We start from the raw sequence: 7,835 nt of genomic DNA, 5'->3' as shown, positions 1-7,835 counted from the left end.
GCGCAGCGCCAGCGCCTGGTGCGCGCCATGCCAGAACAACGCGAGGCACGCGGTTGCTCCGGCGACGGTTGGCGCGTCGAGCCAGACGAGCGCGCGCGGCGCCGCCGGCAGCAGGCACACGAACGCGGCGGCGGCGAGCCCCGCGTTGCGTGCGACGAGCGCGCCCGAAAGCGGCTGGCGCAGGCTCGGGCCGAGACAGCCGCAGTCGAGCTGGCGCCGCCCGCGCGCGAGGTTCAGCGCGATCGCGCCGCCGTAGAGCGCGAGAAGGAACACCGCGGCGGCCGGGCCGAGGGCGCCGGGAAGCACGAGCGCGACGGCCACTGTGCCCTCGAGCGCCGGTACCCCCAATACTCCGACGTGCAGGAGCGGGCGCGGGAGCACGCGGTACTCGGCCAGCACCGCCTCGAAGATCGCGCGATCGCGAAGCTTGTGCAGCGCCGCAGCCGCGAAGAGCAGCGCCAGCGCCGCGCGGAGCGTCGCGAGCAGGACTGGATCGACGTGTGGCGCCATGGAGCTCCCTACCTCAAGGCCCGAAGACCAGGGTCGCGGCGAGGCCCGCCTCGGCGACCTCACCCACCGGCTCACCGCTGCTCGCGTCGTGCACGGCGACCGGCATCGGCCCCTGACTCACCGCCAGCAGCACCGGCGTATCGTCCTGAGTCACGAAGATCAGATCGGCGCCCGGGTTCGGCAGTACGGCAGCGAGCAGCCACGCCGCGGTGCTCCGCGGCGCAAAGCCCATCTGCTGCCGCACCATCCCGGCCAGTGAGTTCGCGAGCCGGATCTGCTGCACGCGCTGGTGCGACGCGAGGTCGTACACCCAGACGTCGCGCCCCCCCTGCTTGTGCGTGTCGGGCGGGCCCTGGTGCACGAGCGCATACAGACGGTTCGTTCGCGCGTGGACCGCGAGGTGCTGGTTCCCGCCGATCCGCCACTTTGCCGCGCGCGCGGCGTCGTCGAAGAGTGACCAGGGCTTACCGAACGAGAGCTCCGTGCCCGACACGTCGACCGGGTGGACGATCCCTTCGTACGAGACGAACAGCCACTCGTCGCGGCAGCGGACGGCCTTCTCGGTGAGCGGGTCGGCGTTCGGGTCGAAGAAGGGCTTGCTGCGCGTCAGCGTCCAGGCACCGTCCTTGCCGGGCGCCACCACCAACGCCGACCCGTCGCCGCACAGCATGAAGAAACGCTGTGGTCCCGCGGCGAACACGAGCCCGCAGCCCGGGGTCGCGACTTCCGTCACGAAGCGCCGCCCGCGCACGTCGACGAGCGAGAGCGATTGCGCCGGCGTGAGGTTGAACACCGCGGCGATGCTCCCGTCGTCCGAGAGCGCATTCGCCGCATTGCCGGGGTAGTACTCGGCGCGCTTGGGCGGGATTGCGATCTCGTGCACGGGCTCGAGCGTGCGCGCGTCGTACACGGTCACGACGTCGGTGCGCTCGCCTCGCACGCCGCGCGAGAAGAAGCTCTCGGCCAGGTAGATCTCCCGGTGGTCGGGCGAGAACAAGGGGTCGACCACGAAGCCCACGTTCGCGGTCCCGGACGAGAGCAGCCCGAGCATCACGCCCGAGTCCGCGTCGAAGAGCGCTGTCCGGTGCAACAGCACGTCGGACAGCCAGAACCAGTGCGGTCCCGGCCGTTCGGGCAGGACAGTCACGCCCCCGACCGGCTCGGCGCCGAGCTCCGCGCCCGCGGCCGGGGCGAGGAGCGCGGCGGCGACTAGCGCCAGCGCGAGGCGCCACGACATGCGCCCTATCTATCTCAAACGCGGGAGCGCGTCGAGCGGTTCCCCGCGCGAGCCGCGCGCGAGAGCGGGAGCGCCGCGGCGCTCAGCCGCGCAGCGCGAGGAGCTGGCGCGGAGCGAGCGCACGCTCGAACCCGCGGCGTCCGGCGCGGCCCTAAGGGCGTTCCATGGTGGCGCAGGGCGGAATCGAACCGCCGACACGCGGATTTTCAGTCCGCTGCTCTACCAACTGAGCTACCGCGCCACGGAAGAAATCGGACAGGCCCCACGGGGGGCGGGCAGAGCGGGCGCGCAGTATGGCGCAGGGTGGGGCGGTCGTCACGCCACCGTGCCAGTGGCGCTTCCGCCCGCCGATTCCCCGCGCCGGGTTGGGGGAGTCCGGCGCGGGTGCGGCTTCCTCGGGGCGGGCCCGGGGGGTCGGATCGGGCTTACAGGAGGGGGAGGTGGCTGCTCACCACGGTCCGATCGTCGCCGCGAATCGGAGCGGACTTCGCATTTGCCAGGTCTGACCCGCGGGGTCGACGGTGAGTTGCAGAAATGGCGATGAGAAGCGGCTCAGCGCGTGGGGGAGGGCTCGATCGTGATCGAATCGACGACCACGTTCTCGAGCGGGCGGTCGCGGCGGTCGCGCGGCACGGCGGAGATACGGTCGACGACGTCCTGGCCGGAGCGCACGTGGCCGAACACCGTGTACTGGCGGTCGAGCTGCGGGCGCCACGATTCCGAGCCGGTGGTCATGATGAAGAACTGACTCCCGGCGCTGTCGGGCTCGGAGCGGCGCGCCATCGAGAGCGTGCCGGGCACATGCGGCGAGTCACTGAACTCGGGCTGCAGCGTGTAGCCCGGGCCGCCCGTGCCGTCGTTCATGGGGTCGGCGTCCTTCGAGTTGGGGTCGCCGCCCTGGATCATGAAGCTCGGAATCACGCGGTGGAAGGTGGTGCCGTCGTAGAAGTGCGCGGCGGCGAGCCCGCTGAAGGCCGCGACGTGTCTCGGCGCCAGCTTCGGCGCGAGCTCGATGCGGATCTCGCCGAAGTTGCGGACGCGAATCACTGCGGTGGGGCCTTCGGGCGCGCGCGCGCGGCAGGACGCGAGGGCGAGTGAGATGCACGCGAACGCGGCCAGGATACGCATGGGGACCCGACGCTAGCACGGCGCCGCGCCTGTGATACGGTCGGCGGCCATGCGTTCCCCCCAGCCGCACCGGGTCGTGGTCGTGCTCCTCGCGCTGTGTCTCCTGCTCGCGCCCGCGGGCCGCGCCGATAGCCCCGGACCGGCGTGGGGCTCGCGCGGCATGGTCGTCACGTCGGTCGGGCCGGCGGTCGACGCGGGGCGCGAGATCCTCGGGCGCGGCGGGAACGCGGTCGATGCGGCGATCGCCACCGCGTTCGCCGCGGGCGTGGCCCACCAGTACAGCTCGGGCCTGGGCGGCGGCGCGTTCGTGGTGGTCTACATGGCCGAGTCGGGCGAGTCCGCGGCGTTGGACGCGCGCGAGACCGCGCCCGCCAGCGCGAAGACCGAGAACTACCTCGACGGCAGCGGCAAGGCGATTGCGGACGCGTCCCGCATCGGCCCGCGCGCGATCGCGGTGCCGTCGCTCGTGCAGGGTCTCTGGGAATTGCACCAGCGCTACGGGTCACTCGAGTGGCGGGAGCTGCTCAAGCCCGCGATCCGGCTGTGTCGCGACGGCGTCGAGGTCGGGCCGAATCACATTCGCATGCTGCAGATGGTGGCGCCGAAGCTCGCCGGCTATCCGGAGACCGCGCGCATCCAGCTCGACCACGGGAAGATTCCGCCGCTCGGCTGGCGGCTCCGGCAGCCCGAGCTCGCGAAGACGCTCGAGCAGGTCGCGGCGCGCGGCGGCAGCGCGCTCTCGCGCGGTCCGCTGGCGCAGCAGATCGCCGACGCGAGCGGCGGCGCGCTCACCACCGGCGACCTCGCGAGCTATCAGCCGATCTGGCGCACGCCCGTGCGCGGGACCTACCGCGGGCTCGACATCGTGTCGATGCCCCCGCCCAGCTCGGGCGGCGTGCTCCTGCTCGAGATGCTGAACGCGCTCGAGCCGTACGACCTCGCGGCGCTGGGCCAGAACTCGAGCGAGGAGATCAACCTCGTGGCCGGCGCCATGAAGCTCGCGTTCGCGGACCGCGCCGTGTATCTCGGCGATCCCGACTACTGGACCGTGCCGACCGACAAGCTGATCTCGAAGGAGTACGGCGCCGAGCTGTCCGCGCAGCTGCGCCCGCCGCCGCTGCTGCTGCGCGCCCCCTGGAACTGGGGCAAGGCCTGGATCCCCAAGGCGCGCGAGCCCCTCGTGGCGCCGCCCGCCGACGCCGGCACCACGCAGATCTCGATCGTCGACGGCCAGGGCAACGCCGTGTCACTCACGCAGACGGTGAACACGCTGTTCGGGTCACTCATCACCGTGCCGGGCACGGGCATCGTGCTGAACAACGAGATGGACGACTTCTCCATCACCCCGAACGCGCCCAACGCCTGGAACGCGCTGGGCACCGCCGCGAACGCGATCCGGCCCGGCAAGCGCCCGCTCTCGAGCATGACGCCCACGATCGTGCTCGACAAAGGCCAGGTGAGATACGTGGTCGGCAGCCCGATGGGCACGTTCATCATCACGGCGGTGCTGCAGAGCCTCTTGGGCGTGATCGACTTCAAGCTCGATCCGCAGGCCGCGGTCTCCGCGCCGCGCGTGCACCAGCAGTGGATGCCCGACGTGCTCACCATCGAGCCCGGTCACCCCAAGGACGTGCTCGACAAGCTGCGCGCGTGGGGCCACAACGTGCAGCCCAGCCCCTACCCGCTGGGCGCGGTGCAGCTGATCGCGCGCGACCCCGCGAGCGGCGCCTGGCTCGGCGCCACTGACCCGCGGCGCGACGGCGCGGCGCTCGGGTTCTGACTGGGCGTTCGTTCGCCTGCGGCTCACTGCGCGCGGCTCGACAAGTGATCGCGTGGGCACCCTACCCACGCTCCGCCGCTTGCAGCCTCGCTCAGGGCGGCCTTCGCTCGGCTACGGACTCACTTGATGATCGCCACCACCGGCGCGTCGAGGCGGATCACGCGCTTCGCCACGCGCTGCACGTCGTCGGCGCTGACCGCGGAGACGCGCGCCTGGTAGTCCAGGTGGTGCGTGGCGCCCAGGCCGTACAGCTCGTCGAGTGACAGCAGCATGGCCTGCGCGCCGTAGCTCTGCAGCGACACGGCCTGCGAGCCGATCAGGTAACCCTTCGCGCGCGAGAGCTCGTCGGCGCCGACCGGCTCGTTCACGATCTTCGAGAGCTCGCTGCGGATTCCGGCGAGTGACTCGTCGAGCTTGCTCGGCGCGCCCGCCATGTAGACCGCGAACGTGCCGGGGTCGATGCCTTCCATCTCGAAGGCGGTGATCGAGTAGGCCAGGCTCTGCTTGTCGCGCAGCTCGACGAACAGCCGGCCGCCCTGGCCGCCCAGCACCTGGGTCAGCACGTCGAGCGCCGCCACGTCGGGATCGTCGACCGAGAGCCCGAGGAAGCCGTACACGATGTGCGACTGGTTCTTGTGCTTGGCCTTGCTGGTCTCGCGCGCCTTGATCGGCGGCGTGGGCGTGGTGCGCGCCGGCAGCGCCGCCTTGCCCGTGGCCTTCCACTCGGACAGGCGCAGGCGCAGTGACTCGACGAAGCGGTCGGGGTCCACGTCGCCCACCACCCCGAGCACGGCATTGTCGGGCTGGGCGAGCGCCTGCCAGTAGGCCGACAGCGCCCTGCGGTCGAACTTGCCGACCGTCTCGTCCGTGCCCAGCGACGAGAAGCGGTAGGGGTGCTTCGGGTACAGCTCCTGCTGGAACGCCTCGAAGGCCTTCGTGCCCAGGTTGTCCTCGCGGCGGCGCAGCGCGGCGCGGCGCTCCACGCGCTGCTTGTCGATCTCCTGCGGATCGAACGAGGGGTGGAGCAGCACGTCGGCGAACAGGTCGAGGCCCTGGTCGAGTGACTCGGCCAGGAAGTCGCCCTGCAGGCCGAAGCTGTTGCGGCCCGAGAAGCCGGACAGGTCGGCGGCGATGTTCTCCACGTCGGCCGCGAGCTGCGCCGAGCTGCGGCTCTGGGTGCCGCGGGTCAGCATGTCGGCGACGAACGAGGTGATGCCCTGGTTCTTCTCGCTCTCGGCGAGCACGCCGCCGCGGAACGCCAGGCGCAGGGAGACCAGCGGCACCGAGTGATTCGCCTTCACCACCACGCGCAGGCCGTTGGGCAGCTTGTACTCGCGGATGCCGTCGCGCAGGGTCTGCGCGGCCAGCGGCGCGCTCTCGCCCGAGCTGCCGCGCTCGAGCGACGCGAGCAGCGCGGACTCGCTGGTGGCCTCGCCCTTGGCGTCCTTGCCCAGCAGCGCGACCACGGTCGCGGTCCGGGACACGAGATACTTCTGCGCCACGCGCTGCAGGTCGGCCACGGTCGCGCGCTTGACCTGGTCGAGATAGCGCTGCTCCGCCTCGATCCCGCCGGCCAGGAGCTCGAAGTAACCGTACTTCTGCGCCTGGCCCATCATGGTCTCGCGCTCGTGCACCTGCGCGGCCATCACGTTGGTGCGCGCGCGGTCGAGCTCGGTCTGCGACGGGCCGAAGTCGCGCAGCCGGCGCACCTGGTCGCCGATCGCGGCGACGCTCTGGTCGATGTTCGCGGCGTCGAGCTCGGCATCGACGAAGAACAGGCCCGGGTCGAGCGGCGTGTACGAGCTGGCGTGGATGCCGTGCACCAGCTCCTGGCGGTCCTTCACCTCGCGGTAGAGCCGCGAGCTCTCGCCGCCCCCCAGCACGCTGGCCAGGAGGTCGAGATACGGGGTGTCGGTGTCTCCGAAGCTCGTGGCCTTCCAGGCGATGCCCAGCAGTGACTGCTCGAACTCGCTCTTCACCACCGCCGCGCGCGCCGCGGTCTGCGCCGGCTCGGACGTGCGCGTGTGCACCAGGTCCTTGGCGGGCTTGGCGCCCGCGAACGCGGCTTTGATCTGCGCCAGCATGGCGTCGGCCTTGAGATCGCCGACCGCCACGAAGGTCATGTTGTTGGGCACGTACCAGTGGTGGTAGAAGTCGAGCAGGCCCTGGCGCGTGAAGCTCCTGACACTTTCCTGTGTACCGATCACTTCGCGCCGGTACGGGTGCTGCGTGTAGGCGGTCTCGAACAGCACCTTCGACATCAGGCTGTCGGGCGAGTCGTCGGAGCGCCGGATCTCCTCGATCACGACCTCCTCTTCCTTGGCCAGCTCGGTGGCGTCGAAGCCCGAGTGCAGCACCGCGTCGGAGAGCACGTCCACGCCCACCGGCGCGTCCTTGCTCGCCATGGTGATGTGGTAGACGGTCATGTCGTAGGACGTGAAGGCGTTGATGTTCCCGCCCGCGCCCTCGACCGTGGCCGCGATCTGGCCCACGCCGTACTTGTCGGTGCCCTTGAACAGCATGTGCTCGTGCAGGTGCGCCATGCCCCACTGGTCGGGGCGCTCGTCGGCGCTGCCGGTGCGGACCCAGACGTTGAGCGCCACCACCGGTGCGGAGTGGTCCTCGACCAGGATGACCTTCAGGCCGTTGTCGAGCGTCGTGCGCAGCATTCCGTCCTTTCCTATGGCCGCCGAGGGGGCTTGGCCAGTGCCGGTCATTCCCGCGCAGCCGCAGAGCAGCGCCGCCAGGCCAGTCGCCACGATTCTTCGCAAAACGCGTCCTCCCCCCGCCGGTCGCGGGGCGCATAGGATACGGGCCGTGAGTCGAGGTACAAGCGACGCCGACCTCGGCGTCTACATTCACGTTCCGTTCTGCGAGCGGGTGTGCCCGTACTGCGACTTTGCGGTCGTGGGCGTGGGGACGCTGGCGGAGTCGGACGAGCAGGAGCTGGTGGAGCTCTTGCTCCTGGAATGGGGGCGCTGGCGCGAGGCGCTGGCCGGCCGGGCGCTCGCCAGCGTGTACTTCGGCGGGGGCACGCCATCGCTCCTGCGCGCGAAGTCGGTCGGGCGCTTGCTCGAGGCGCTCGCGGCCGACCTTTCGCTCGCGCCCGACGCCGAGATCACGGTCGAGCTGAACCCGGGCCAGCTCGAGGTCTCGCGCGTGCCCGAGCTGCGCGCCGCG

The 7,835-nt window shown here is 71.2% G+C and carries 6 protein-coding genes and 1 tRNA gene; 2 read left to right on the top strand and 5 right to left on the bottom strand.

Going from position 1 to position 7,835, the window contains the following annotated elements; translation table 11 throughout:
- The 4 genes from VMR86_02465 to VMR86_02450 all read right to left on the bottom strand — a co-directional run.
- Window positions 1–510 (bottom strand): MauE/DoxX family redox-associated membrane protein (locus VMR86_02465; GenBank protein ID HTO05893.1); only part of this gene is annotated, 510 nt, incomplete at its 3' end.
- A 13-nt stretch (window positions 511–523) separates the two neighbouring features.
- On the bottom strand, window positions 524–1,747 hold the full coding sequence (locus tag VMR86_02460) for an amine dehydrogenase large subunit (protein ID HTO05892.1): 1,224 nt from the start codon (window positions 1,745–1,747) through the stop codon (window positions 524–526).
- A 165-nt stretch (window positions 1,748–1,912) separates the two neighbouring features.
- Window positions 1,913–1,988: transfer RNA gene (locus VMR86_02455), tRNA-Phe, on the bottom strand.
- A 311-nt stretch (window positions 1,989–2,299) separates the two neighbouring features.
- Window positions 2,300–2,875 carry a peptidylprolyl isomerase gene (locus tag VMR86_02450; protein ID HTO05891.1) on the bottom strand — a complete coding sequence of 192 codons (576 nt, stop codon included), beginning with the start codon at window positions 2,873–2,875 and terminating at the stop codon, window positions 2,300–2,302.
- Window positions 2,876–2,924: 49 nt separating this feature from the next.
- Between VMR86_02450 and ggt the strand changes: the two genes are divergently transcribed.
- Entirely contained in the window at window positions 2,925–4,655 is a 1,731-nt protein-coding gene (gene ggt, locus VMR86_02445) for a gamma-glutamyltransferase (GenBank protein HTO05890.1), read from the top strand.
- A 119-nt stretch (window positions 4,656–4,774) separates the two neighbouring features.
- Here the strand turns inward: ggt and VMR86_02440 are convergent, their stop codons facing one another.
- Window positions 4,775–7,324 carry a pitrilysin family protein gene (locus tag VMR86_02440; GenBank protein ID HTO05889.1) on the bottom strand — a complete coding sequence of 850 codons (2,550 nt, stop codon included), beginning with the start codon at window positions 7,322–7,324 and terminating at the stop codon, window positions 4,775–4,777.
- Between the two features lie 148 nt (window positions 7,325–7,472).
- Between VMR86_02440 and VMR86_02435 the strand changes: the two genes are divergently transcribed.
- On the top strand, window positions 7,473–7,835 hold a 363-nt coding region (locus VMR86_02435), incomplete at its 3' end, for a radical SAM protein (protein HTO05888.1).

The sequence above is a fragment of the Myxococcota bacterium genome (assembly GCA_035498015.1).
Classification (GTDB): domain Bacteria; phylum Myxococcota_A; class UBA9160; order SZUA-336; family SZUA-336; genus VGRW01.
This window is presented reverse-complemented; position numbering and strand designations above follow the sequence as displayed.